This window comes from Moorena sp. SIO3A2 (assembly GCF_010672265.1).
Taxonomy (GTDB): Bacteria; Cyanobacteriota; Cyanobacteriia; order Cyanobacteriales; family Coleofasciculaceae; genus Moorena; species Moorena producens.
In genome coordinates this window covers 571,825-596,379 of the sequence record NZ_JAAHHC010000001.1, presented here as the reverse complement: position 1 = coordinate 596,379, position 24,555 = coordinate 571,825, and the positions used below count along the sequence as shown (strand labels likewise).

The 24,555-nt window shown below is 43.3% G+C and carries 21 protein-coding genes; 11 read left to right on the top strand and 10 right to left on the bottom strand.

From position 1 onward, the window contains the following. Positions 1–63: 63 nt before the first annotated feature. Positions 64–2,355 (top strand): dynamin family protein, encoded by a 2,292-nt coding sequence (locus F6K64_RS02595; RefSeq protein WP_287264758.1) that lies wholly within the window; start codon positions 64–66, stop codon positions 2,353–2,355. Positions 2,356–2,544: 189 nt separating this feature from the next. On the opposite strand, the gene F6K64_RS02590 is transcribed toward F6K64_RS02595, so the two are convergent. The 3 genes from F6K64_RS02590 to F6K64_RS02580 all read right to left on the bottom strand — a co-directional run bounded on the left by F6K64_RS02590 (position 2,545) and on the right by F6K64_RS02580 (position 4,818). Next, complete coding sequence (locus F6K64_RS02590; RefSeq protein ID WP_287264756.1) at positions 2,545–3,708, bottom strand: 5-(carboxyamino)imidazole ribonucleotide synthase; 1,164 nt, start codon at positions 3,706–3,708, stop codon at positions 2,545–2,547. Between the two features lie 227 nt (positions 3,709–3,935). Next, complete coding sequence (locus F6K64_RS02585; protein ID WP_008180578.1) at positions 3,936–4,316, bottom strand: pentapeptide repeat-containing protein; 381 nt, start codon at positions 4,314–4,316, stop codon at positions 3,936–3,938. A gap of 232 nt (positions 4,317–4,548) precedes the next feature. Next, complete coding sequence (locus F6K64_RS02580; protein WP_131827131.1) at positions 4,549–4,818, bottom strand: hypothetical protein; 270 nt, start codon at positions 4,816–4,818, stop codon at positions 4,549–4,551. 77 nt (positions 4,819–4,895) lie between these two features. Here F6K64_RS02580 and F6K64_RS02575 point away from each other — a divergent pair, with 77 nt between their 5' ends. Beyond that, entirely contained in the window at positions 4,896–5,246 is a 351-nt protein-coding gene (locus F6K64_RS02575; RefSeq protein ID WP_044492381.1) for a phage holin family protein, read from the top strand. Between the two features lie 577 nt (positions 5,247–5,823). Here F6K64_RS02575 and F6K64_RS02570 read toward each other — a convergent pair. Then, a complete protein-coding gene (locus F6K64_RS02570) occupies positions 5,824–5,997 on the bottom strand; it encodes a hypothetical protein (RefSeq protein WP_287264754.1) in 174 nt (57 codons plus the stop codon). Positions 5,998–6,651: 654 nt separating this feature from the next. On the opposite strand from F6K64_RS02570, the gene F6K64_RS02565 reads away from it, so the two are divergent. The 7 genes from F6K64_RS02565 (at position 6,652) to F6K64_RS02535 (ending at position 12,565) form a co-directional block, all read left to right on the top strand. Further along, positions 6,652–9,600: a zinc-dependent metalloprotease gene (locus F6K64_RS02565; protein ID WP_287264753.1), complete on the top strand. Its 2,949-nt coding sequence runs from the start codon at positions 6,652–6,654 to the stop codon at positions 9,598–9,600. Positions 9,601–9,814: 214 nt separating this feature from the next. Next, entirely contained in the window at positions 9,815–9,958 is a 144-nt protein-coding gene (locus F6K64_RS02560) for a hypothetical protein (RefSeq protein WP_287257328.1), read from the top strand. A 128-nt stretch (positions 9,959–10,086) separates the two neighbouring features. After that, complete coding sequence (locus F6K64_RS02555) at positions 10,087–10,503, top strand: hypothetical protein (RefSeq protein WP_008180569.1); 417 nt, start codon at positions 10,087–10,089, stop codon at positions 10,501–10,503. 55 nt (positions 10,504–10,558) lie between these two features. After that, on the top strand, positions 10,559–10,801 hold the full coding sequence (locus F6K64_RS02550) for a hypothetical protein (protein ID WP_131827129.1): 243 nt from the start codon (positions 10,559–10,561) through the stop codon (positions 10,799–10,801). Between the two features lie 71 nt (positions 10,802–10,872). Continuing rightward, complete coding sequence (locus F6K64_RS02545; RefSeq protein ID WP_008180566.1) at positions 10,873–11,631, top strand: DsbA family protein; 759 nt, start codon at positions 10,873–10,875, stop codon at positions 11,629–11,631. A gap of 533 nt (positions 11,632–12,164) precedes the next feature. Continuing rightward, on the top strand, positions 12,165–12,386 hold the full coding sequence (locus F6K64_RS02540) for a hypothetical protein (protein ID WP_008180564.1): 222 nt from the start codon (positions 12,165–12,167) through the stop codon (positions 12,384–12,386). A gap of 2 nt (positions 12,387–12,388) precedes the next feature. Then, on the top strand, positions 12,389–12,565 hold the full coding sequence (locus F6K64_RS02535) for a hypothetical protein (protein ID WP_008180562.1): 177 nt from the start codon (positions 12,389–12,391) through the stop codon (positions 12,563–12,565). A gap of 234 nt (positions 12,566–12,799) precedes the next feature. Here the strand turns inward: F6K64_RS02535 and F6K64_RS02530 are convergent, their stop codons facing one another. The 4 genes from F6K64_RS02530 to F6K64_RS02515 form a co-directional block, all read right to left on the bottom strand. After that, positions 12,800–15,352 carry an NB-ARC domain-containing protein gene (locus F6K64_RS02530; protein ID WP_008180560.1) on the bottom strand — a complete coding sequence of 851 codons (2,553 nt, stop codon included), beginning with the start codon at positions 15,350–15,352 and terminating at the stop codon, positions 12,800–12,802. Further along, entirely contained in the window at positions 15,349–15,741 is a 393-nt protein-coding gene (locus tag F6K64_RS02525; RefSeq protein ID WP_008180559.1) for a hypothetical protein, read from the bottom strand. Before F6K64_RS02525 ends, F6K64_RS02530 begins: the two co-directional genes overlap by 4 nt. A 271-nt stretch (positions 15,742–16,012) precedes the next feature. Beyond that, entirely contained in the window at positions 16,013–16,216 is a 204-nt protein-coding gene (locus F6K64_RS02520) for a DUF433 domain-containing protein (RefSeq protein ID WP_008180552.1), read from the bottom strand. 853 nt (positions 16,217–17,069) lie between these two features. Further along, on the bottom strand, positions 17,070–17,267 hold the full coding sequence (locus tag F6K64_RS02515; RefSeq protein WP_287264751.1) for a hypothetical protein: 198 nt from the start codon (positions 17,265–17,267) through the stop codon (positions 17,070–17,072). Positions 17,268–17,372: 105 nt separating this feature from the next. Between F6K64_RS02515 and pruA the strand changes: the two genes are divergently transcribed. After that, entirely contained in the window at positions 17,373–20,570 is a 3,198-nt protein-coding gene (gene pruA, locus F6K64_RS02510) for an L-glutamate gamma-semialdehyde dehydrogenase (protein WP_008180545.1), read from the top strand. A gap of 218 nt (positions 20,571–20,788) precedes the next feature. On the opposite strand, the gene F6K64_RS02505 is transcribed toward pruA, so the two are convergent. Next, positions 20,789–21,544 (bottom strand): hypothetical protein, encoded by a 756-nt coding sequence (locus F6K64_RS02505; protein ID WP_008180543.1) that lies wholly within the window; start codon positions 21,542–21,544, stop codon positions 20,789–20,791. 491 nt (positions 21,545–22,035) lie between these two features. After that, positions 22,036–22,815, bottom strand: coding sequence for a hypothetical protein (locus F6K64_RS02500; protein ID WP_287264750.1), 780 nt, complete (start codon positions 22,813–22,815; stop codon positions 22,036–22,038). 1,009 nt (positions 22,816–23,824) lie between these two features. Between F6K64_RS02500 and F6K64_RS02495 the strand changes: the two genes are divergently transcribed. Next, the gene (locus F6K64_RS02495) at positions 23,825–24,490 is read left to right on the top strand and encodes a methyltransferase family protein (protein WP_008180535.1); all 666 of its coding nucleotides are present in this window, start codon (positions 23,825–23,827) and stop codon (positions 24,488–24,490) included. The last annotated feature ends 65 nt before the right edge of the window (positions 24,491–24,555 follow it).

The following is a 24,555-nucleotide window of genomic DNA, read 5'->3' as shown; positions in this document are numbered from 1 at the left end:
TTAAAAAGAGGTTGCTTACTGTACCTAATACATGCAATAAACGCTATAAAATAGATTGGAAAAATGGATTGGAAAACTGCTTCATCCTATTATGAAACTCGTTTAAGTCACGCTTTAACTGTGTTGCGCCACGCCCTTGATTTAGCCAAGCTTCCTCAAGCGGGAGTTCCTGCTCACCTAAAAGAGGTGCTGTTGGAAGAAGAAAAACCCGCTCGTCGTCAGCTTGAACGCTTGAAGAAGCGAGAATTTCGGATTGCTGTTGTGGGCTTGGAAAAAGCCGGAAAAAGTACCTTTGTCAATGCCTGGTTAGATTGTGATTTACTGCCAGCAAAAGCTGGACGTTGTACCTTTACAACTACACAAATTTATTCCGTTGAACAAGATTCTCAGCAAAGGCTAGAAGTTGAGCCTAAAACCGAAGAACAATTTACTAGTCTGCTGCATGAACTGGAGTCAGCTTCCAACAGTAATTCTAGGCATAGAGATGGAGCCAAACAAGATTTAGAGACAATCCGAAACTATGAAAACACATTAAGACAAGTTCGTAGCGAAGGTCGAAAAACTATCCCATTTAGTCGCCTTGAAGACATTAACAAAGACCTGAACAAGTATGTTGCTGATGAGCAATACGCCCATGCAGTATTAGAAGCTAGACTTTATACCAATAAACTCGTCCAAGCTGAAGGTATTGTTTTCTATGATGTGCCTGGATTAGACTCAGGTTTAGCCAAGCATATAGAGGAATCTAGAGAAATGCTGTCAGATTGTGATGCTGTCATTGTTGTGCAGCAATTTTCTAGTATTCGGGGTGCAGAACTTCAAATTGTTGAGTTTACTGAGCAGGGTGACAAGAATGTAAACCTTGCAGATAAACTTTTCGTTTTCTTGAGTCGGATTGATCAGTTTGCTAGTCCAGCAGCTCTTCAAGAACATCTGGATGTAGCATCAAAAGATTGGTATCGACGAGCACAATTACCTCCTCAGCGAATTGTCCACGGTTCAGCCGGAGCCTATTTAGTATTAAATGGTTTGGCTAATGAACAAACATTCAAATGCGTTGGCAGTCCGGAATCAATTTTAAATAAGCTTAACTCTCTCACAGGTATCGAAAATGAGGAAGCCTTAAGACAGGAAGCTACTGGGATTCAGGAAATCAAGGCTCGCATTACTGACTATATTAATAATGAAAGGGTTACTGTTTTACAGAAACGTTGTGACGCTTTAATCACTAAAATATTAACAACATCAAAAGAAATTTTTGAAATCGTTAGTAAGCGTTATCCTGAGAATCCAGCGGAAGCAAAGCGATTACAAGAAAATCAACGTCGTATTGAATTTTCCCAGTGGTGGGAAGAAAAGTGGAGAACGATTAAAGCAGACCTCAGCGACTATTATAATGATAATATTCGCAAGTCTACGGCAGCAGGGGAGGAATCTCTAACCTCAGATATCGTAGAAAAATTTCGGTCTCGGTACCTCCAGGATATTGAAACCAAAATTGAAGAAATAAATACTAATAATGAGCAAAGAAAAAAACGAATTTTCCATGAAAATGATTCCGGTATATTTGATGCTCAAGTAACTAACTATAACTGGCGTAAAGAACTTTCTGCTACCATTAGCATTTTCTTAGTAGATATTGCTCATAACCTTGCCCTAGAAATTAATGAAGAGGCATTAAAGTTAGTTGACTATCTGACCACGTTACTCTGGAAAACCCAGGAATTAGAGCAGCGACTTATTGGTAATCCCGAGCAGTTTGTGGAAGTCTTAAGTCGAAGTTTGACGGCCTTATTTCTTCGCTTTGCCCGTCCCGTTGCCGACTCCTTAATTCCTGGTCCTTTAGGTAGTGAAACTCGTCAGCGTATTGTGAAAAGACTGGGAGCCGATATAGAAGTAGTCGATATTTACTACAGTGGGGAAGAGAAGGCTTTCAGCGTCCTAAGACGATATGTAAATCGTGGGTCAAAGTTGCTCTATGATCCCAAGCTGCGCCATGAGCTATTAGGTATTCGTGAAGTTTCTGGGGATGTGCCACCAAAACCTACCAATTCAGCGGAGGAGGTGATCTTGGAAGTTGAAACTGATATCAAAGCCTTTGAAACCTATTTGCGTTCGGCTATTTTTGAAGCCGCAGGGTTTGAGCAATTTTGCTTACAAGAACTCGATCAATTGCGCGATCGCTTTATTCAATATGAAGCGGTGTGGCGAGGAGTAGCCCAGAATGAATGGTTAGAAGAAAATCCCTTACTAATGGCTGAAATGCCCGAACATTTAAAGGCTCACGAAGTAAATTTAGAAGTTAGCGATCGCTTACGCCAGTTATCTACTGCTTTGAAAAACATCAAGGTTTAGCAAAGGGAACAGGGAATAGGGAACAGCGGATCTGGGAATTTGTAGGGTGGGCAAAAACAGTTTGGTTGTTTTGAGTATTAATGATTAGATTACTTTGCCCACCCTACTGCTTCAACCTTCAACCCGCTAACCTTGGCCTTTGGCCACGCTTCGCGAACAACCAGTTAACCTTCAACTTTCAACCTGGTCTTAACCATACCAAACCGATTCAACCTTCTCAATTACCTCTTGTACCGAATTCCCATCACTCAAAACCGTGACATGACCTAACTTACGTCCTGGACGGGATTGAGTCTTACCATACCAATGGACAAAGGCTCCTGGTAAACTGGCTAAGGTCTGCCGTTTCTGTTGGTAATCATCCAGGGCAGACTCATAACCCAAAAGATTCACCATTACTGCACTAGGACAATGCATCTGTGGGCTACCTAAGGGTAAACCTACTACGGCTCGCAGTTGCTGCTCAAATTGAGAAGTTTCGCAAGCATCAATGGTGTAATGGCCAGAATTATGGGTACGAGGGGACACTTCATTAACCAAAACTTTGTGATTGCTAGTCAGGAATAACTCAATCCCAAAGACTCCCACTACCTCTAAACTAGTCAGGAGAGTTTTTGCGATCGCATTCACCTCCGCCACCGTATCTGGGCTAATCTGGGCCGGTGCAATCACTCGCCGACACACCTGTTCTTCCTGCTGAGTTTCCACCACCGGGTAAACCACCACCTCCCCATCTACAGAACGAGCAGCCATTACTGCCAACTCCCGTTCAAAGGGAATAAACTCTTCTAGCACCACAGGTTGATTGCTTAACTGGTTCCAAGTTTCCTGTAAGCTATGACTGTCTTTAATAATAAACGTACCCTTGCCGTCATAACCTTGGCGTCGCGCTTTCAGCACCAGAGGAAACTCTAACTCACTCAGGTTGATGGGGGTTCGAGAAGAGGCTAGGGACTTTAATTCCTGCTTACCCACTTCCCCCTCCAGACTGATAAACTCTGGCTGGGGTAAACCAATCCGATCGAAATAGCAGCGTTGGTCATATTTATCCAACAGTGGCGCTAGGGCCTCTAGTCGGGGGTAAAAGCAAATTCCCCGCTTTGCCAGATATTTCAGGGCATCAAGGTTAATAAATTCATTCTCAAAGGTAATCACATCACAGCGAGATGCCATTTGCTCGGTAGCCACCCCATCATCAATAGCAGCAAAGATAGTTTCAGCAGCAACACAGACAGCTGGATCAGTAATATTAGGAGTTTGAACCACTAGCCGAATACCCAAAGATTTGGCAGCCATTGCCATCATCCAGGCCAGTTGTCCTCCACCAATTACACCTACTCGTTTAATCGACATCCCAAACACTCACAAGTCGCAACACCAGTTTGTTTTCAGATGCACCTCTAGCAAACAGTTATCAAATTTGCACACCATCCAGCATACCATCGCTCAAGTCAGCCCCATCGATCAAGACTGTTGACTATTTGATGGTCAACAGTCAACATTCAACAGTCAACATTCAACAGTCAACATTCAACAGTCAACATTCAACAGTCAACATTCAACAGTCAACATTCAACACCTTACCAACACCCCAAAGAGTCACGAGTCACCACACCAGTTGTAGGATTCACCCCACTTGCTACATCGCAGAGTTTTAACCGTTCTCTGACCGGTTGGATCAGGGTGCTAGTAAAATCAGCACCGGTGATGTCAGCCCCATCAAAACTGGCACGTTGCAGTAAGGCACCAGTAAAGATGACATCAGTTAAATCTGCATCATTGAAGCTAATGTTGTAGGTGTCGCTCTTGGTCAAGTCTGCTCCATGGAGATTAGCATTATTCAGGGTAGTATGTTTGATAGATGCTTGGATCAATTTGGCATCGGCTAAGTTAGCCTGGTCCAAATTGCAATAGGTAATTTTGACTTTCTGTAAGTCTTCACCAGATAAGTCTGCTCCCACGAGTTGTTTCCCATCGCAGGCTATACTCTTGGCGTGAACGGGTAAGGGATAACAAAAAACAGAGCACGCAAATAAGAATGTAACCAGTAGCCGGAAAAACATAAAGATTTATTGCTGCAATCGTCCAATTTAATCATACTGTGATGCATAATCACTTGAGTTATACCAAAGGTAAGCATATGCGCGTTCGCGCACGCTGCTTGAGGTGCCGTCAGCGGTCAGCGGTCAGTGCTCAGCCGTTGGCTGAAAGCTGAAAGCTGATAGCTGAACGCGATCGCGTGTGCCTAGCACATATGCTGATGGCTGAAAGCTGATAGCTGAAAGCTGAACGCGATCGCGTGTGCCTAGCACATATGCTGATGGCTGAAAGCTGATAGCTCATAGCTGAACGCGATCGCGTGTGCCTAGCACATATGCTGATGGCTGAAAGCTGATAGCTGATAGCTGAACGCGATCGCGTGTGCCTAGCACATATGCTGATGGCTGAAAGCTGATAGCTCATAGCTGACGGCTGAATGCTTACAGGCTAATCTTGCCAGAATCGCTAAAATCATAGTGAGCGATATTTTTGTGAGATCGATGCTTAATATATTTTTGACTTGGCTGCTAAGTGCTATCTCACTAATGATTACTGCTTACCTGGTACCAGGAATTACCATTAGTGGTTTTGGTGCAGCTGCTGTAGCGGTAGTAGTCATTGGTTTAGTGAACGCCATCATTAGACCGATTCTAGTGATTCTGACCTTGCCCATCACAATTTTATCCATGGGACTATTTCTGTTGGTGATTAATGCTATCACCCTATCCCTGGCATCCTATTTCACTCCTGCTGCGTTTATGGTCAACGGTTTCTGGCCAGCTTTTTTTGGGGCCATCGTTCTGACTTTGGTGTCTAGTGTTATCAATAGCTTGGCTGCTAATCAAGTTTAAGCTATCAGCTATCAGCGTGTCGCGTATCAGCCGCTTTAACTGCACGGGGTCGGATTAGTAAAACCAGCAGGGATTCTGAACCAGACGTAGCATAACCCCTGGTGCTTGTTTACTACCTGCCGTTGATGAGCTGACTGTTGACAGCACCTCAAGTAGCGTGGGCGTAGCGCATTTGCTGAATGCTTACCTAATTTAGCTGACACTACTTTCAGTCAACTATACTTCTGAGCTTAAGTAGTCAGCTGCAAGGGCTGACTAATAAATACCTGAAAGCTGACTGCTCAAAGTATAGCTTGACTTGAAGTCACTGTACAGTTTTTTTGTAAGCATTCAGCTATCAGCCGTCAGCCGTCAGCTAATTAACTAATCAACGGGAGGTAGTAAACAAGCTTACGAACGAGTATGGCTGGTTGACAATCCCTGCTCGTTTGACTGATCCGACCCAGTGCAGTTAAAGCGCCTACTCGCTAATAGCTGATAGCTGTTCGCACCTCAGAGGATATCTCCCAAGTTTTTTTATACTGAATTTTGCCCCCCTAGCCCCCCAACTTTGGGGGGAACAAGAGTCAATTTGCTTCTAAAAGTCCCCCAAAATTGGGGGATTTAGGGGGCTTGGATGTAACAAATGAAACTTCTCAGACAACCTCTCAAGCAGCGTGGCCATTAGCGTAGCGTGGCCAACGGCCAAGGCCAAGCGTGCGCGTAGCGCATTAGCTGACGGCTGAATGCTTAGGTTTTTTTGAACTGCCAAGGCTCAAAGTACAGGAAAAATAGATCTAGACTAACCCAAGGTGTGGAAATTTCGGGGTGCTTGAAGGGTTAGTCCATTGATTCGTCTATTTAATTAAAAAAAGCTATAGTAAAACCACTATAGTAAAATCACACCATCTTGACTAAAAATAAATAGAACATCTAAAACCATGGCTCTGCTCTGTGCTTCCCATTGATAGTAATACTTAAGTAATACTTAGGAATCAGAAGCTATAAAGATTAAACTAATCAACAACTAATCAATTGTAACTCTAGCAGCTATCAATTGGTTGAAGTACTTTCGTCTTGGGTAGTAGGGAGTAGAGAGTAGGGAGTAGGGATAAAAAAAATGAAGGGACATTATATAGCAGAAGTCAGAAGTCAGAAGTCAGAAGTCAGAAGTCAGAAGTCAGAAGTCAGAAGTCAAACTCTTGCGCTTACAAAGGGTGTGAGACTTTTGTCATGTCCTAACTGCCCTGGCGACTGCTATAAGTGTCATAAACGCTATAATCAATAATTAATTGTCAAATTTAGGAAGTTGGTAATTATGATATGAAGTGATGAAGTTTAAATTTTTAAGCTTTCATGATTCCTAACCATGATAATTATTAATCAGTCCTCTTTATTTTCGTAAAAAAAAATTAGTGATTAATCGATGAAAAGACTAAAGTTCTTGATATTATGTGTGTGTGCATTCGTCTTGGTACTATCCCCTTTGTACCTCCAAACCATAGCTCTATCTACTCCAAGGGGCAATACTTTGGATCAACATTTGGGTCAACAGATTGTTGACTCGCCCCAACTAACCTTAGCCCATAACCAAGTTCAAACTCCTGAAATTGCTGAAGGCCCCTCAGAGGCACCCTCAGAGGATTTATCCGATTCAGATAGTAGTAATTCCAAGTTAAAGCCCTTTGATAAGGTCGTAGAAGATGCCGAAGAATTAGCAGGATTACTCACCCTCTACCGCAATAAAGAAAAAGACAAAGTTTATTTAGAAATTGAGCCCGATCAACTAAATCAAAACTTCCTATGTGTTGTCACCCTTGCTTCGGGAATTGGGGAGTTGGGGCTCCAAACAGGTTGGCCAGTTAATGATTTTTTGTTCCAATTCCGCCGCCGACAGAAGACCATAGATTTAGTCATACCAAATATCTACTTCCGTACTCGACCCGGTGACCCCCAAGAGCGTTCTGTTAAGCGTTCTTTTAGTGATTCGGTGCTATATTCCCTGCCCATTACCAGTATTCATCCAGAACGAAAAACTCTGTTGGTGGATTTAACACCACTCCTAGTCAGCGATGGGTCTTTCTCTGGACTAGCATCGGCTTTTCCTTGGATATTAGGAGGCAGTTATGGAGTAGACCCTCAAAAATCCTATGTCAGTGACGCTCAAGCATTTCCGTTGAATGTAGAGATTGAGTCGGTTTATGGCTTTTCTGGTGGAGGAGATTTATTCTTTCCCTTAAGGAGTCTGCCAGATCAACGGGCTTTTAATCTTAGTGTCCGCTATAGCTTTTCTCAACTACCGACTAACAATGGTTACCGTCATCGACTAGCGGATGAACGGGTAGGCTATTTCATCAGTGCTTATCAAAATCTATCCAATCAAAACCGCAAACAGCCCTTTATCCGTTATATCAGGCGCTGGAATTTAGAAAAACAAGACCCTACTGCTACTGTATCCCCCCCAAAAGAACCGATTGTATTTTGGATTGAAAATACTGTACCTCTAGAGTACCGAGATGCAATTCGGGAGGGGATTTTGATGTGGAATGAAGCGTTTCGGGAGGCAGGGTTTGACAATGCCATTGAAGTGCGGCAAATGCCAGATGATGCGACCTGGGACCCGGCTGATATTCGCTATAACACCATTCGCTGGTCGAATTCTTTTCCCTCATTCCCAGGCATTATCGCTATGGGACCATCCCGAGTGAACCCCTTGACTGGGGAAATCTTGGATGCAGACGTGATTATTGATGCTAATGCGGTGCGCTGGATCAAAGCGGAATACCAGGCTATTGCTTCCCAGCCTCAATCCCAGGCATTATCTGGGTTATCCCAATTCCCGTTTAATGGTTCCCTGTGTAGTAATGGCATCAAAAGTCCTTACCTCAAATGGCAGGAAATCCTCAAGAGCAATCCTGGCAAAGCGGCTCAGTTGACCCTACCAGCTGGGCAATTCCTAACCGGACTAACCCAAGTCCCAGACCATGAGTTCTGTTTTGGGATGGTATCAGCTCAGCAAGCTAAGTTTGGAGCATTGTCTCTATCGATGGTAAACCACCAGTTGCCCAGTGGTGAGGAAATGAAAACCTTCATCGAGCAGTATTTGCGCTACCTGACGGCTCACGAAGTGGGTCATACTCTGGGATTGCGCCACAATTTCCGGGGCAGCACCATGTTGAGTCCAGAGGAATTGAATAATATTGAGATTACCCGCAACCAAGGGCTAGTGGCGTCAGTAATGGATTATGTGCCAGTTAATCTAGCGCCAGAGGGAATGGAACAGGGAGATTATTTCTCGACAGTGGTTGGTCCCTATGATAAGTGGGTGATTAAGTATGGCTACACTCCTATTGATGCTCTAACTCCTCAACAAGAATTACGCACACTGCGCAAAATTGCGGCTGAAGGGTCCGAAATGGGACTATCCTATGCTACAGATGAGGATACTTTCGATTTTATTGACCCAGAAGCTAAGGTTTGGGACCTTAGTGGTGATCCATTGCGCTACTCTCAGTGGCAAATGGAGAATGCTAAGGGAATTTGGAAACGCTTGAACACCAGTTACCTGCTGCCTGAAGAAAGTGCTGGGGATTTACGCGATCGCTTTGATACGGTCTTCTCCTATTTCTTTGATAACGCTATGTCCCTTACTGGTTATATTGGGGGACAAACCTTTAATCGAAACTACACTGGTGGCAAGACTGGCACACTCCCCTTTGAACCCATCCCTGTGGAAAAACAGCGTCAGGCTTTAGCCATGCTCGGGGAGTATATGTTTGCTGAAGATACCTTTAACTTCTCACCCCAACTACTGAACCAGTTAGCCCCATCTCGCTGGACTCACTGGGGTGCTTTTACCACTATTTTCCCCCTAGATTATCCCATTCATGAGCGAGTGATGTTAGTTCAAACCATTGTGCTGGGGGATTTATTTTCATCAGAACGGCTGGCTCGTTTGCGGGATGCTCAACTGAAAACTAGCTCTGGGGAAGCCTTGACCATGGCAGAAGTGTTTGACACCGTTCAAGATAGCATCTGGAAACTAGATAGTAACGCTAAGATTGAGCCAATCTCTAGCTTGCGTCGGGGATTGCAACGGCAGTATATGAGTCTTTTAGTGAACATGGCACTGCGCAATTCCAATAGTCTAGAAAGTGCCCGCACCTTCCCTGAATTTATTATTGCTATCCAAACCTTTAATACTCCCGAGGATGCTCGGGTGTTAGCCCGGTATAAACTCCGTCAATTGCGGGATGCGATCGCAAAGACCTTGAACAAACAAGGGAAAAACCTTGATACTGCTAGCTTAGCCCACTTAGAAGGCGCACGCGATCGCATTACTAAAGTGTTGGATGCACCGTTGCAATCGGAATAAATCATGACTTGAGCCGTAAGCTCTCAGCTCTCAGTTTTCAGCTATCAGCTATCAGCTATCAGCTATCAGCTATCAGCTATCAGCTATCAGCTATCAGCTTTCAGCTAAAGGCCAACCGCTGAGGGCTGAGGGCTGAGGGCTGAGGGCTGAATGCTTACCATAAGCTACTCCCCCGAATTGAATTTGGGGGATTCTGTTTGACCCGGTGGGTGGAATGAGCCTGTTGGTGGAACAGGCATCTTGCCTGTTTCATTTCCCGGCGGTCTGTCCCAACCCTGGCCACGAGGCGGAACAGGCATCTTGCCTGTTTCATTTCCCGCCTGTGGTCTTCCCAGGAATTTTTCTTTCCTGGCAATAGTACCCTTAAGGGTACTGCCGATCTAGGAATACTTTTTAGATATTAGAAGAGGGTTCAAGGTCAGTGAGATTTATTCACCTGATTTGCATCCGTGAGTACCTAATTGAAGTAAAAAGTAAACCAGAGTCATGAGTAATCAAAAAAAGAGTATCTTGATCGTTTTAAGTTGTTTGATTCTTGCAGCAATAACCATATTGCCAGCCCAGCCTGCCTTTGCCGCTAATGGGTGTAGTAGACGTGACTGCATCCAACATGAACTTCGCACTCAAGCTGCTTGTACATTGCAAGGATCTGATGAGTCTGGTCTACCTCCAACTGGAAAAAATCCTGGATGGTATAAAGGACTAAATACAGAGATCGACCATCAGATTTTAGGGGGTGATGTTGTTGCCTATAAAATTCAATGGTTCAATGGTTCATGGTCTGGCTGGTATGTGACAGGAGTTAATGATATCGATCATAAATTTAACACTGGTACTAACGACTTGCGTCGTATGTGGAGCTATTTTACTGACCACAAACATCAATACATTTTGTGCAAATAACCCTGATTTATAATAGATTTCTTGAGAGAGAATAAGACTATCAAGAAGTTTATAGATGTCTTCCACAGAGGAAGACATCTTCCTGTTTTATGGGATGCCAGGATTACGTCTGGAGGGTGCATCTCAATGCATGGAATTAGGCAAAAATTATAATAACATCTCCACACTCCCGACACTCCCATCTATTAATCTATCCCTTATAGCACTACCCATTAAGGTGTTTGACATTGATACAAGCTCAAAAGCTGTTTTAGTAAACTTTTGCCTATTGCTAGCATGCCTATTGCCTTGCCCGTAGCGCTATACCAATCCGTTGCCGATGTTGCCTGATGTGAGATACCCTATGCCTTGGTTCCATTTAAGACAATCATGTTCACTAAGCTCCTTAGCATTTTCCAGAAAGCCCTATCACTGACAGGATTAGTACTACTCCTGTGCTTCTCAACCTGGTCACTGCCAGCCACAGCAGCCTCCAAGATTAGTCCTCAACTAGAACAACAAATACTCGAAGTCATCCGCAACCACCCAGAAGTAATCCTAGAATCGGTCCAGAGATACCAGCAGCAACTGGAACGGGAAAGCCAGCAGCAACAGCAAGCAATCTTGCAGGGCTTCAAAACCAATCCCCAAGCCTTCATTGGTTCCTCTCCCGCGACTGGCTCCACTGAAGATAAAATTGTGCTAGTAGAATTCTCAGACTTTCAGTGTCCCTTCTGTGCCAGAGCTCACGACACCGTCAACCAGTTTATAGCAAACCATGGTGATGAAGTCACCTTAGTTTACAAACACTTCCCCCTTACCAGCATTCATTCCCAAGCCCTGCCAGCCGCTCAAGCAGCTTGGGCCGCCACTCAACAAGGCAAATTCTGGCAGTACCATGATGCCCTCTTCGCCAATCAAAAGCAATTAGGAGAAGAGTTATATCTTGCCATTGCCCAAGACCTAAATTTAGACCTAGAGGAGTTTAACCGAGATCGGAACGCAGCTGATCGTGCTATTGCAGAAGACATGCAGCTAGCAGAAATATTGGGACTGAGCGGCACACCCTTCTTTGTTATGAATGGTGAAGCCTTCTCTGGTGCCGTGCCCCTACAACAGATGGAAGCGATATTGGCACGAGTGCGCTAAATAAAGTAGGGTGGGCAAATTAATCTAATCTCGAATAGTCACAATAACCAAACTGTTTTTGCCCACCCTACAAGCTCAATAAAGTAGGGTGGGCAAATTAATCTAATCTCGAATAGTCACAAGAACCAAACTGTTTTTGCCCACCCTACAAGCTCAATAAAGTAGGGTGGGCAAATTAATCTAATCTCGAATACTCACAAGAACCAAACTGTTTTTGCCCACCCTACAAGCTCAATAAAGTAGGGTGGGCAAATTAATCTAATCTCGAATAGTCACAATAACCAAACTGTTTTTGCCCACCCTACAAGCTACAGCTAAATAAAGTAGGGTGGGCAAAGTAATCTAATCTCGAATAGTCACAATAACCAAACTGTTTTTGCCCACCCTACAAGCTCAATAAAGTAGGGTGGGCAAATTAATCTAATCTCGAATACTCACAAGAACCAAACTGTTTTTGCCCACCCTACAAGCTACAGTACCTCACCCTATTGAAAACCGCTATACTGAATGAAGTAAACAAGGCGTTAAAATCTATGGCAAGGAATACTAAAAGTCATTTTGCTCCCTACTTAAAATATAGAGGTAAAACTGTTGAAGAACAAATTAAACTCAATCAACCTGCTCTGGCATGGCTAAGAAAACGCCTCGAAGAGGAAATCACTCAAGAAGAAGCTAAAATCAGACAGGAAGATTTAGAAAAATTTAAACAAATTGTTGATAGTTTTCGTCCAGAAGGCTCTAAGCTATATAACTAAGAATGATTGTTTTTGTCGATACAGGGGTTTTAGGGTTGCTATCTTCTCCCAATGACAAATTAGAAGCACAACAATGTCAGCAATCGCTTTACTCTCTTTTAGCTAGAGGGGTTTATGTACTGAGTTCTGATTTGTGTGATTATGAAGTTACTCGAAGATGGCAAGATATTAGATTTTGAATTGAGGGATGCGAACGCACTCTATATTTCCTGAACTTTATTTCAGCGCAATTATTCCCCATGGAACAGGCATCAACTGAATCCTAATACCTGTTCGCCCCACACCCAGTAAAGCTAATAATAATTCCTCTATCCTTGATTAACTCTTATCTCTTGCCTCTTGCCTTTTGCCTTTTGCCTTTTGCCTCTTATCTGTTCCCTACTCCCTACTCCCTACTCCCTACTCCCTTTCCTTTACTTCCACCATCCGCTAACATCCTCAACCGCTGCCATCGTTTCTCTTAGGGCTTCAACACCCCCAAACTTAATGATTAAAGGAGCTAATTGAGGAAGAGCTTCAAGAAAATTGGGACGGGTTAGACTAGCTAAACTATCAAGAATTTCTTGCCAAAGAGGAAAATCAACTGACGAAGGAGTTAAGTTCTCAATCAAGTGCTGTAAGCCAAATGCTCGGTAGTATTCAGACTCAATCCCTCTGGCGCAATCTAAGGCTTGGGGTAACAACACATCGGGTAAGTGGGGGGCTAAGCGCTCTAAAGCATAGGCTCGGTGGTGTTCAAACTCAATCCCTCTGGCGCAATCTAAGGCTTCTGGTAACACATCGGGTAAGTGGGGGGCTAAGGCGATTAAGGCAAATGCTCGGTGGTATTCATACTTAATCCCTCTGGCGCAATCTAAGGCTTTTGGTAACACATCCGGGAAGTGGGGGGCTAAGGCGACTAAGGCTCTGGCTCGGCAGTTTTGATCGGAAATCCCTCTGGCGCAATCCAAGGCTTCTGGTAACACATCGGGTAAGTGGGGGGCTAAGGTGATTAAGGCTTTTGCTCGTTCGTATTCATCGGAAATCCCTCTGGCGCAATCTAAGGCTTTGGGTAACAACACATCGGGTAAGTGGGGGGCTAAGGCGACTAAGGCATTAACTCGGTAGTATTCAGACTTAATCCCTCTGGCGCAATCTAAGGCTTCCGGTAACACATCCGGGAAGTGGCGGGCTAAGGTGACTAAGGCATTAACTCGGGATAATTCATTGGAAATCCCTCTGGCGCAATCTAAGGCTTCCGATAATAAAGAAGGGGGAAGATACTCACTAATTGCCTCCAAACCCGTTACTTGACTACTATAATCTTTATTCTGTCGCACATAAGCTAGTGCTTGAGCTGGCGTCCAGATTTTATTCTGCAGTAATGCTGCCATTAACGTTGGAGGAATATTTCCAGCCAAGCTGTTGAGGGATGTGGTAATCAGAGCATACCGACACTGTAAACTAATCGATTCTGTAGGATTTTCTGTAAAATTATCTGCTGCTATTGCCCAAGCTCTCGATACATCCTTGATAAAATTAGCAGTGTTCCCCTGTCTCTCACACTGCCAATACCAACCGTTATCTCCTGCTGGAGTTTCTTCTTTCAGGAGTTGATGAATGTCATTAATTTTTTTAGCTTTCTCTAGATGCCAGAATAAGTGACTATAGATGTAACCATCATCGGGTAAAGTATGCCATAATCCCTTATCGGTCTTAGTTTGATAACGTTCTAATAATTGTTGATGAGCTTCGGTAATTGATAATCCTAACTCTGATTGTACCAGACGACGGGCTAAATCATGTAACAAGTCATGGAGGCGATAGTTAGTTTCTGGTGTAGTAGATAAACCTGGTAGTAATAACGCTTTTTGTCGTAAGTATCTTAACGTATCTTTAGCTTCAACTAAATTACAGTCCCATAACGTTGTGGCCATGGTTTCAGTAATAGTAACATCCTCTGGCAGTACCCCTAACCAAGCAAAGTTTTTCAACCTCTCGTCGTCGCATAATCCCTTTAAACTGAGATTCAAGGAAGCCACTAGACTATAGTTTTTGCGCTTAGCGTCACTTGGCTCTTCCTCTGCTTTCAATCTATCCAAGGCTTCTATGCCAACAATTAAATCTTGTAACTCATCCAGTAACTCCTGCCAAGAGATGCCATCTCTAACTTGGGCAGCAGCTAATTCTAAGGCCAGGGGTAAATATCCCACAGTTTTGGCTAAGGTTTCAGCATATTCCAGGTCTTGATTAGTTAGCTGGTTGGTTACAGCAATTTTCGCCCCCCTAGCCCCCCAACTTTGGGGGGAAATTGAGTTAAAGTCCCCCGCCCCCCTAGCCCCCCAATTCTGGGGGGAAATTGAGTTAAAGTCCCCCAGAATTGGGGGATTTAGGGGGCTTGTAGCTAAAGGTAGTGAGGTCGATTCATCTGAAAACAGCTGTAAACAAGACATTAATAACTCCAAGGATTGATTGGGAGTCATCACGTCTAAATCATAGGCAATCGCACCTTCAACCTGGGCTTCTCTGGTAGTTACTAAAAGCCGACAGCCATCCCCAGCGACTCGAAAGGGTTCAACATGGTCAGGATGCCAAACATCATCCACTACTAGCAAGGCTTTTTTATCGGATAATAACGTTCTTAATTGTAAAGAAGCGCTATCAATGTTAATCGCTTTGAAGTCATAATCTCCTAATTGCTGTATCCAGCTACTTAGAAAGGATAAGATATCAGGTTGCTGACCTAAGGTTGCCCAAAAAATACCATCGGTAAAATGGGATTGAACCTCTGGATCATGGGCTAACGCAGCAGTAATGGTGGATTTTCCAATTCCTCCTAAGCCATAGATGGCACTAACTACTAAGGTGCCAGCTTTTGATGTTTCTTGGGATAAAAGGATTTGTTTTAGTCGTTGGCTAACTTCCGGGCGTTCCACATAATACAGAGGTAGTGGGGGAGCTTGATTGAATCGAGTTTGGTTATTCATATTCTCAATGTTGTAATTTTAACTAGTAGCGTAGCTTGGTGGGATTCCAATGCTTTAGTAATCTCTTGAATAATTTGCTCTAAATTAGGCAAAGCTTGAGCATCAACAGTAGTCACTAAACGCTCCATAGCTTGGGCAACTTCCGGATTTTGCTTAGCTGCTGCTTCTACTTCCAATACCACCTTGGCATAATGAAGAGATTGCTCTGGGGTTTTCTCGATCGCAGTTACTGTATCTGGAGACTGTTTTCTGAATAATTCCAGAAACAACCGCTTAGGTGTGTCCCAGAGAGCTTCCCCTACCTTGTGCCCGATTTTTTCTACGGCTTTAGTCGCTACCAGAATACCAACAGTAGCAATAGGTAAACTCACAGTTGTTAATGGTTCCATAGTTGAACAAGATTACTCAAAGTTAAAGTATATTATAGTATTTTTAAATTGGGTTTAGATATTTTAGAGTTTAGTAGGGTGGGCAGTGCCTACTAATGCGATCGCCAGCTACTGTTATCTATCTTTGGCACTGCCCACCCTACATCAATATTCTATTGTGATTAATTCGGGCGGTGGGCAGTGCCTACTAATGCTATCCCCAGCTGCTCTTATCTATCTTTGGCACTGCCCACCCTACATCTTAATGGGGTTAGGTAGATTTTTTAGGGAGCTATTGCATACATTCAATAGTAAAGGCAAAGATTGCTCGGATTGATTCTGTAGTTAGTGTTGGATAGCTCTCCAATATCTGTAACTCTGTCCAACCAGCAGCAAACAAGCCTAAAATAAACTCAACGGATAAACGAGTGCCTTTAACCACTGGCTTACCTAATAAAATGTTGGGATTTGAATGAATGTATTCTCTCCAATTCATGATGATTACTTTTTTGATTAGATTTATGGTTAATCTAGTTTATAGCATTTATCCAAAAATCAGCTTAGGTGCGCTTGACCTTGGCGAATTAAATTCGCCACGGGTCGCACCTGTCGTAAAGGATTTCATTAAGCTCCTTAACTTGATTGCTAGCAATATCTGCTTCGGCTCTGGCAATAAGGGTGTCTAGCTTTCCTGATTTTAGGTCAGATTCTAGCTGCTGGTCCCACCTATTATCGCGCATCATCTAAATAATTTTGTAAGCGGGCTGCCAGCTCTCGAATCTCGCTGTTCGGTAATTGTCGAATAGCTGTTTCGATTTCATCGAGGGTTAACATAACTAGTCTGTAAATGATGATTGATACTATCCTATAGCATTTTTAGTTTAAATGTAAACATAGGATTGATCTAAAAAGGGAGCAGTAAGTAGGGAGGAGGTAGTAGGGAAAAGGGAACAGAAAATAGGTAACACGTAACAAAAAATATTACAATTAATTTACGATTGCTATAACCAAAAAAAACTAGCTATATACTACACAGATTTTAATATATAAACTGTCAAATTTTTTATTCATAAATAAATGTAAATAATTTGAATTACCCCTTGCATTTTTTAGAGGATTTATCTATACTATAGAAGGTGACGACTGAAACTAATAACCGCGCTGGTCATAACTGTTAACCACCACCAGCGCGGCTTTCCTCCCACCTAAATAGGAGTTACTTCTATGATGACAAAAATATCACGATTATCAATCCCGGCTTTTCTATCAGCTATCAGCTATCAGCTATCAGCTATCAGCTATCAGCTATCAGCCATCAGCTATTAGCCATCAGCGAACAGCGATTAGCGCTACGCGCACGCTACGCGAACAGCCATTGGCCACAGGCCAATGGTTGAAAGCACCTCAAGTAGCGTGTGCGTAGCCCATAGGCTGACAGCTGAAAGCTGAAAGCTGAATGCTGATGGCTGAATGCTGATAGCTGATAGCTGATAGCTGATACCTGAAAGCTGAAAGCTGACGGCTGACTGCTGAATGCTTATGAGCAAATCCCTCTAAAGACTCAGGTCAGATATTGCTTTAACTAGAGAAAATAGAATATAATGGTTGTTTTATCAAAAACTGCCATAGTCTAGAACAGGAGTCTACTACCGGTGGTTATAGAAATCCCCAAAAGCACTTACGAAGCTAAAACTCAGGAAATTGCCAGAGAACTTCTAGCCGCAACTCGGGAGAAAGGTTCCTTTCTTGCCCAAATGCGAGACCAAATGCGGTGGGATGATAAGTTACTAGCCTGGGCAATGAGTAATCCAGGACTACGGGTGCAGCTATTTCGCTTCATCGATACCCTACCGGCACTGCTTAGCCAAACGGAAGTGGCTCGTCACTTTCAAGAATACCTAGGGGATGAGTCAGTAGAACTGCCTGCTGCCCTTAAGGGAATGCTCAATTTCACCAATCCTGACTCCATACCAGGACAACTGGCAGCCAAAACCATATCTGCTGCTGTAGCCACCCTAGCCCAAAAGTATATTGCTGGGGAAAATCTCAACCAGGCCCTGAAAACCATTAAACGCCTGCGAAACCAGAAGATGGCATTTACCCTAGATTTATTGGGGGAAGCAGTAATTACAGAATCAGAAGCTCAGTCTTATCTAGACCGCTATCTGGAACTGATCGAACAACTCACTGAGGCAGCCAAACAGTGGTCTACGGTAGAGGAAATTGACGTTGCTGATGGTAAATCCTTGCCATTAGTGCAAGTATCGGTTAAACTAACAGCATTCTACTCTCAATTTGATTCTCTTGATCCTCAGGGTAGCCAAAATCGGGTGTGCGATCGCATCCGTGAATTGCTCCGCCGTGCCAAAGAATTAGGAGCGGCGGTTCATTTTGATATGGAGCAGTATGAATACAAAGACATTACTTTCTCCATACTCAAAGACTTGCTGATGGAAGAAGAGTTTCGCCCACGCACCGATATCGGTGTTACCATGCAAGCCTATCTGCGAGACTCACAACAAGATTGTCAAGACCTGATTGCCTGGGCAAAACAGCGGGGTAATCCAGTAACCATACGCTTGGTCAAAGGAGCCTATTGGGACCAAGAGACGATAACAGCACTGCAAAACCATTGGCCCCAACCAGTATATAACCAGAAAGCCGCTACGGATGCCAATTTTGAGCGTATCACCAAGCTGCTGCTAGAAAACCACGAGTATGTCTATAGCGCTATCGGTTCCCATAACGTGCGCTCCCAAGCTTATGCGATCGCAATTGCTGAAAATCTCAATATCCCCCGCCGCTGCTTTGAGATGCAAGTCCTCTACGGTATGGGAGACCAACTCGCCAAAGCCTTAGTCAATCAGGGTCATCGGGTCAGGGTTTATGCACCCTATGGAGAACTACTACCAGGAATGGCTTACCTGATTCGGCGGCTATTGGAAAATACCGCAAATAGTTCCTTCCTACGACAAAGCTTAGAAGATAGACCCGTAGAGGAATTGATTGCACCACCAAAAGCGTTGCAGGTTGGCAGGTTGAAGGTTGAAAGTTCTGAAGGGTTGAAGGTTGGCAAGTTGAATAACGAACCGTTGCAGGTTGGCAAGTTGAAGGTTGAAAGTTCACAACCTGCTAACCTACCCTTCTCGAACGCCAAAGGCGAACAACCAACTAACCTTCAACCAACTAACCTTCAACCAACTAACCTTCAACCTTCCAACCTTCAACCTTCTAACCTTCAACCTCCTAACCTTCAACCCGATAACCTTCAACCTCCTAACCCATTCACCAATGCTGCAAATACAGACTATGCTCAGCTAGAAGCCAGAGAAAAAGCCAAACAAGCCTTACTTACCGTTCGCCAACAACTGGGTAAGACCTATTTACCCTTAATCAATGGGGAGTATCAGTCTACAACAGACACAGTAGATTCTGTTAATCCCTCTAACCCTAGGGTCGTGATCGGGAAAATTGGATTAATTTCTGTAGAACAAGCAGAATTAGCGATCGCAAAAGCTAAAGCAGTATTTCCCAGTTGGCGACGTACACCTGCAAGGGAACGTGCTGGTATTTTACGTAAAGCAGGAGACTTGATGGAACAACGCCGTGCTGAATTATCAGCATGGGTCTGTCTGGAAGTTGGGAAACCATTACGAGAAGCCGATGGAGAAGTCACCGAAGCGATTGACTTCTGTCATTACTACGCATCAGAGATGGAACGGCTAACCGATGGATATAACTACGACATTGCTGGAGAAACCAATCGCTATGTCTATCAACCCCGAGGTATTGCTCTAGTAATTTCTCCCTGGAACTTCCCCATGGCTATTACTACAGGCATGACTGTAGCAGCCCTAGTGGCAGGAAATTGTACGCTACTCAAACCCGCAGCAAATTCCTCAGTGATTGCCGCAAAAATAGCTGAAATTTTAGTAGAAGCCGGGATACCCAAAGGAGTATTTCAATTTGTTCCAGGCAAAGGCTCAACCGTCGGTGCCCATATGGTCAAGCATCCCGATATCCATCTAATTGCCTTTACCGGTTCCCAAGAAGTCGGTTGTCGTATCTACGCCGATGCCGCCATCGTGCAACCAGGTCAAAAACATCTCAAGCGAGTCATTGCTGAGATGGGAGGTAAAAATGGAATTATCGTAGATGAAAGTGCTGACCTCGACCAAGCCGTAGCTGGAGTCGTCAAATCAGCATTTGGCTACAGTGGTCAAAAGTGTTCCGCTTGCTCCCGAGTAATTGTGTTGGAGCCAGTGTATCAGAGCTTCCTAAAACGGTTAGTTGAAGCAACGCGATCGCTTAACATTGGGCCAGCAGAAGCACCCAGTACCCAGGTCGGTCCAGTGATAGATGCTACTTCACGCGATCGCATTCGGGAGTACCTTGAAAAAGGACGTCAGGAAGCCAACGTAGCATTAGAAATGCCAGCACCTGACACCGGATACTTTATTGGTCCAGTGATCTTTAACGATATCTCTCCCAACGCCACCATTGCCCAAGAAGAAATCTTTGGTCCAGTAGTAGCAGTAATGGCCGCAAAGAATTTCCAAGAAGCCCTTGATATTGCCAACAGTACCAACTATGCCCTCACCGGAGGCTTATATTCTCGCACTCCATCCCATATAGAACAAGCCTCAGCCGAGCTTGAGGTCGGTAATCTATATATCAACCGCAATATTACCGGTGCCATTGTCTCACGGCAACCGTTTGGTGGGTTCAAGATGTCTGGAGTAGGCTCAAGAGCAGGAGGTCCCGATTATCTAGTGCAATTCCTCGAACCCCGTACTATTACTGAAAATATCCAACGACAAGGCTTTGCACCCATTGAAGGAATGGAATAGTTTCTAGGTAAGCATTCAGCTATCAGCGTGTCGCGTATCAGCTTATGTGCGTCCCAGGGTCGAAGCCTGTGCCACAAAGCTGATAGACTTTTCTGGTGACTTTCAATTCTCATTAATCTATCAATATTAAATTCTCGCTTTTGAGGTTTATATTAAGCTGACCGCTGAGAGCTGACCGCTGAGAGCTATTCGCGTAGCGCATATGCTTACCTATGAACTTAGTAGGAAATCCCTCGATATTTCTTTTTAGACCGTTGTATAACAAACCCTTGAGCATCGGTCGGTAACTGGAGAAAAATAGCTTCCACTTCATAGCAAATCCCTCGATATTTCTTTTTAGACACCCGTTTAACAGATTGCTTAGTAATTTGCTGACAACTAGGATTCAGGTCGCCCTCAGCTTTTGGTGTATTGTTCTGGTCACTGACTGCTGTCTCAGAAACCACTTTCTCCTGATCGAGATTACCAGTAGGTACTTTTGGATTTTCGGGGGAATCAGATTCTGTCGAATTGTGCCAGTATCCGGGGTTTTGAGTTACTATCGAAGCTTCGGAAGCTGAAACATCATCTTCCGGGAGTGAATCAGGTAAAACTGGCGTAGGAAACTGGTTATGATTTCTGGATTCTTCACTATCAAGATGTCTAGGAGTTTCCGCTTCAGATCTAGCTGTTTTTAGTGATAAAACATCAGTGAATTTAGGTTGATCACTATTTATTGGTGAACTAAAAACTTTGTTGGCTAAACTTGCTTCTTTTTCCTCAATCCAAATTGTCAGATAATGGGGATGTTCTAAAACTAAATACAGAGGCCGAAATTCCTCACAGATTTCGCAACTACAACACTTTAAGGATTTTTTATAAGCATTTGGGGAAAGATCAAAACCTCTCTTGAATATTTTATTTTGGAAAATAATTGTAGATTCATCCAGCCACTGAATCTCTTGATTAATCTTTTCTTGATCAATTATTAACATTTGGGTAGTTTACCCCCTACTTGATCTATTTTTGGAAATAGCTGGTGAGATTGTGGCAATTTTGCTCTCAAAGTGTCAACGGAAGAATGTAGTCAATTGCGTCGCAGATTTGGCTACATCCTTGACCCAATATATTGAAAATTTATTTGATTAATCCTGGGATTTTGGGCATCGAGCTGGAGTCTTGCCCAGTCAATTAACGGTTTCACGCCTATGTGGGTAAAGACAAAGTATTTAGGATGGAGTAAATAATATCAATAACTATTATATCACAACTCAATTGATTTGTCAACCATAAAATGTAGCTACTTTGAGAATTAACCCAAGCTTCCTTGTCTCCGCTTCCAGAAATCGCTACATTTCTGTCTTGGTAATTGGGTATCTGATCATGATCTACTCTATTCAAATATAGCGTTGATCGCAGTTATGAGGTACACAATATTTTTTCCCGCTTCCGACTTCCCTCTTCTGACTTCCCTCTTCTGACTTACCTACTCCCGGGCAACCCAGGGCGTAAGTCCCTCACGGAAAGGAACCCCTCGATAGGTTTTTTTAGACCGTTTTTGATCCAATGCCTCAGAATTGGAAGCCTCAGAATTGGGAGATAACTCCGATTCCGGTAGCTGGCTCAAGACATCTTGCTCCTGGTAAGAAATTCCTCGATATTTCTTTTTAGACAGCCGTTGAAGAGATTGCTCCGTAATTTGCTGACACCTAGGATGCACATGGAATTCAGATTCCGGAATCTCTTGCTCCTGATTGAGATTACCAGTAGCTAATTTTGGAGTTGCTGGGGAATCAGATTCTGTCGGATTGTAACAGTATCCGGGGTTTTGAGTTACTATCGAAGCTTCGGAAGTTGAAATATCTTCCGGGAGTGAATCAGGTAAACCTGGCGTAGCCAACTGGTTATGATTTCTGGATTGTTTACCATCAAGATGTCTAGGAGTTTCCGCTTCAGATCTAGCTGCTTTTAGTGATAAATAATCAGTGGATAATGGTTGAGCACTATTTATTGGTGAACTAGAAACTTCGTCCGCTAAAGTTACCGGTTTTTGCTCAATCCAAATTGTCAGATAATTCGGAGGTTCTACTAGCAAATAAAAATTCGGATATTTCTCAGAGAGTTCGCCACAGAAATGAAAGGATTTTTTGAAAAAACTTTGGGAAATATAAAAACATATAGTGAATAGTTTATTTTGGAAAATAATTGTAGATTTATCCAGCCACTCAATGGTTTGACTGGCTTCTTTTTGATCAATAATAAACATAACATTTTGAAATTCCTTTACTTGTCTTGATGCAGTCGCTCATGGTTTGGGTTCTGTGTGCGGAACACCGCGATTCTCGGAGACACTAGGTGAACGAACCTTGCTTGTAAGCCCCGTGGAAACCACGCCAGTTGCTCATGGTATAAACCCCCAAGACCGCACTGGCTCCCGAAGACTGCCCTGGATCGCTGCTCCCTCCTCCCTAATCCCTGCTCCCTAAAACTAAGAGGATATCTGAAAAGTTTTTTGATATTGAATTTTGCCCCCCTAGCCCCCAATTCTGGGGGGAACAAGAATCAATTTGTTGGTAAAAGTCCCCCAAAATTGGGGGATTTAGGGGGCTTGAATGTAGCAAATGAGACTTCTCAGACAACCTCTAAGGAGGAAAGTAACTCACCCGATGGAAAACTGCTATAGGGTTTCTAAAGGTGCGCTTGACCTTGGCGAATTTAATTCGCCACGGGTCGCACCTAAATGATTCGTGAACGCCAAACTAGATGAAATTAGTATTTCAATAGGGTACTTTGTTCACAAATCAAATGTAAAAGCTCTAGTTAATCATAAATCATGATTGCATTAATCAGAGGATTTTTAAGACAAATTACTGATAAATACGCGAATTATTTTAAAAATAATGATAGCAAGTATATATTAATACAATAAATCATTATTTTTAAAATTCCTATTCGGTAATTTTTAATTAAAAAATAACAAGTTTACGTAGAATTGCGGTAGTGATATTACCTTTAATATAAGTAGTCGTATGCAATTAATTTTGACTAGGTAAATTATAAAATAGTGACCGGAAAACCTTGAACAGCAATGAATTGAGTAATTTTCAAAAAGTTAATATAGTTAATATAATTTATGTCCAGGTACTTAGTCACTTACTCCTGAACACTAAATTCAATCCACTGATAGACTGGTTAATTGTGGAAACACGATCAGAAATTTCCGTAGAATTACGGTAGTCACTTAGCAAGCCTTTAATCGAGAAGACACCTTACCTATGAAAATCAAGCACTTCATCAATCTTTCCAAAGGACTTACCGCTCCAGTAGTGCTGGGATTAATGGTTGTCTACCAGAATTTCACCCTTGGGCCATGGGTTTACCTAGCCCTCCATGGTACCTATGGGGTGATGTGGCTACTCAAAGACCGTATCTATCCAGACAAGCAGTGGGAGGAAGAAATACCGATTGGCATGGGAATTCTTGGCTTCGGAATACTAATGCTCTACTGGGTTGCTCCCTTTATTCTGATCAGGAGTGGTTCTGAGCCTCCCTTACCCCTGGTCGCTGCTGCCATTTCCATGAATATCATGGGAGTCTTTCTACACTATGCCAGTGATGCCCAGAAATACTATACTCTCAAGTATCGTCCTGGATTAATCACAGAAGGATTCTTTGCTCGCTGTCGAAACACAAACTACTTGGGAGAAATCCTGATCTACTCTGCTTTTGCCATGCTAGCTCAGCACTGGCTACCCTTTTTGATTTTGGCAGGTTTTATGGCAGGTATATTTATTCCCAATATCCTCAAAAAAGATAAGTCTCTCTCCCGCTATCCAGAGTTTGCTGACTACAAGGCTAATTCTGGATTACTACTACCACAGCTATTTTTAGCTACTACTTCCAATCCAAAAGATCCAGATTTTGCCCAAAAAAACAGGTAGTCACAAATTATAGCATTTATCAATTCGGTGAAGTACAAAGCACTGGGTTGTAGGGAGTAGGGAGT

Excerpts from the sequence above, each read along its gene's own strand:
- F6K64_RS02595 (WP_287264758.1), top strand. The coding sequence starts at position 64 with ATGGATTGGAAAACTGCTTCATCCTATTATGAAACTCGTTTAAGTCAC.
- F6K64_RS02590 (WP_287264756.1), bottom strand. The coding sequence starts at position 3,708 with ATGTCGATTAAACGAGTAGGTGTAATTGGTGGAGGACAACTGGCCTGG.
- F6K64_RS02580 (WP_131827131.1), bottom strand. The coding sequence starts at position 4,818 with ATGAGCTATCAGCTTTCAGCCATCAGCATATGTGCTAGGCACACGCGA.
- F6K64_RS02575 (WP_044492381.1), top strand. The coding sequence starts at position 4,896 with ATGCTTAATATATTTTTGACTTGGCTGCTAAGTGCTATCTCACTAATG.
- F6K64_RS02565 (WP_287264753.1), top strand. The coding sequence starts at position 6,652 with ATGAAAAGACTAAAGTTCTTGATATTATGTGTGTGTGCATTCGTCTTG.
- F6K64_RS02560 (WP_287257328.1), top strand. The coding sequence starts at position 9,815 with ATGAGCCTGTTGGTGGAACAGGCATCTTGCCTGTTTCATTTCCCGGCG.
- F6K64_RS02555 (WP_008180569.1), top strand. The coding sequence starts at position 10,087 with ATGAGTAATCAAAAAAAGAGTATCTTGATCGTTTTAAGTTGTTTGATT.
- F6K64_RS02550 (WP_131827129.1), top strand. The coding sequence starts at position 10,559 with ATGTCTTCCACAGAGGAAGACATCTTCCTGTTTTATGGGATGCCAGGA.
- F6K64_RS02545 (WP_008180566.1), top strand. The coding sequence starts at position 10,873 with ATGTTCACTAAGCTCCTTAGCATTTTCCAGAAAGCCCTATCACTGACA.
- F6K64_RS02540 (WP_008180564.1), top strand. The coding sequence starts at position 12,165 with ATGGCAAGGAATACTAAAAGTCATTTTGCTCCCTACTTAAAATATAGA.
- F6K64_RS02535 (WP_008180562.1), top strand. The coding sequence starts at position 12,389 with ATGATTGTTTTTGTCGATACAGGGGTTTTAGGGTTGCTATCTTCTCCC.
- F6K64_RS02530 (WP_008180560.1), bottom strand. The coding sequence starts at position 15,352 with ATGAATAACCAAACTCGATTCAATCAAGCTCCCCCACTACCTCTGTAT.
- F6K64_RS02525 (WP_008180559.1), bottom strand. The coding sequence starts at position 15,741 with ATGGAACCATTAACAACTGTGAGTTTACCTATTGCTACTGTTGGTATT.
- F6K64_RS02520 (WP_008180552.1), bottom strand. The coding sequence starts at position 16,216 with ATGAATTGGAGAGAATACATTCATTCAAATCCCAACATTTTATTAGGT.
- F6K64_RS02505 (WP_008180543.1), bottom strand. The coding sequence starts at position 21,544 with ATGTTAATAATTGATCAAGAAAAGATTAATCAAGAGATTCAGTGGCTG.
- F6K64_RS02500 (WP_287264750.1), bottom strand. The coding sequence starts at position 22,815 with ATGTTTATTATTGATCAAAAAGAAGCCAGTCAAACCATTGAGTGGCTG.
- F6K64_RS02495 (WP_008180535.1), top strand. The coding sequence starts at position 23,825 with ATGAAAATCAAGCACTTCATCAATCTTTCCAAAGGACTTACCGCTCCA.